This window comes from Psychrobacillus sp. Z16_25 (assembly GCF_056856695.1).
Map to the genome: position 1 here is coordinate 1 of NZ_JBXEOV010000036.1, position 1,473 is coordinate 1,473.

The window sequence follows — 1,473 nt, forward strand, 5'->3', positions numbered from 1 at the left end:
GGTGCTGCACCCCAAAAGTTAGAGTAAAAACTAACTTTTGGGGTGTTTTTCTATGGCTAAATATAGTGAAGAATTTAAATTGAAAGTTGTACAAGATTATCTAAACGGGTCCTTAGGTTATGGGTTAATAGCGAAGAAATATAGCGTTGCTGCAGAATCTCAAGTTAGGCGTTGGGTACGTGCTTATAAAGAATTTGGTAAAAGTGGTCTATCCATTAAGAAAAAGAAGCAGTTTTATTCTGTTCAATTCAAATTAAATGTATTAAACTTTATGAAACAAACAGGTGCTTCTTATCAAGATACGGCGATTGAGTTTAAGATGAATAATCCTAGCTTAATCACAACTTGGAACGGTATTTTTCTAAAAGAAGGAATAGAGGGCCTGCAAGAAAAAGGGAAGGGGCCCCCATCTATGGCTAAAAAACCAAAAACAAGAGCGACTAAACAAGAAAAAGAAATGTCACGTGAAGAGCAGTTAGAACGTGAAAATGAACTGCTTCGCCTAGAGGTTGCGTATTTAAAAAAGTTAAAAGCTTTTCGAGAGAACCCGAATGCCTTCCTCGAAAAGCACAAGCAATCATCGCCCTTGAACTCAAAGAAGAAGGATTTCGATTAAAAGATATCTTTAAGCAGGTAGATATCCCAGAAGCTACGTATCACTACCACATTCACCAGATGAAGCGCTCAGATCCAGACCAAACATGGAAAGGGTTGATTTTAGAGACGTTTGAAAAGCATGAAGGTCGATATGGCTACCGTCGTATTCATGCGGAATTAAAGGCGCTAGGACACAAAATCAACCATAAAAAAGTACAGCGAATCATGCAGGAATTGAACTTAAAATGTGAGAAATTCGTGCGTAAATCACGCTATAAGTCATATAAAGGTACAGTAGGGAAAGTGGCGAAAAACCGCTTAAACCGCCGATTCAATACACCGTATCCCCTTCAAAAAGTTGTGACAGATGTAACAGAATTCAAATGTACAAATGATGAAAAACTGTATTTAAGTCCAGTTATGGATTTATATAACGGCGAGATTATTGGGTTTAATACGTCAAAACGCCCTTCGTTAGATTTTGTGATTGACTCACTGAACCAAGCACTCCCAGTGATTCAAGAACGCGCAGTTTATCGAACAACGATTCATTCGGATCAGGGCTGGCACTATCAACATAACAAATGGGTGAAAACATTAAAGCAAAACAAGATTTTCCAAAGCATGTCTCGCAAAGCGACGTGTGCAGACAATGCGGCCATGGAGAACTTCTTTGGCTTACTCAAACAAGAAATGTATTATGGAGAACAAATAATCTCTTACGAAGCATTAAAAAAGAAAATTGAGAAGTATATTGATTACTATAACAATGATCGAATTAAACAAAAACTGGCCGGCATGAGCCCGGTAAAATACCGAACTCATACCAGCCGATTAGCTGCATAAATTAAACTCTAACTTTAAGGGGTCACTACC

At 38.0% G+C, this 1,473-nt stretch carries 2 protein-coding genes; both read left to right on the forward strand.

All coding sequences use genetic code 11. The features are described from left to right. The first annotated feature begins 52 nt into the window (after positions 1-52). A complete protein-coding gene (locus AC1VU3_RS17490; protein ID WP_482984178.1) occupies positions 53-616 on the forward strand; it encodes a transposase in 564 nt (187 codons plus the stop codon). Continuing rightward, on the forward strand, positions 577-1,443 hold the full coding sequence (locus AC1VU3_RS17495; protein WP_482984179.1) for an IS3 family transposase: 867 nt from the start codon (positions 577-579) through the stop codon (positions 1,441-1,443). Before AC1VU3_RS17490 ends, AC1VU3_RS17495 begins: the two co-directional genes overlap by 40 nt. The last annotated feature ends 30 nt before the right edge of the window (positions 1,444-1,473 follow it).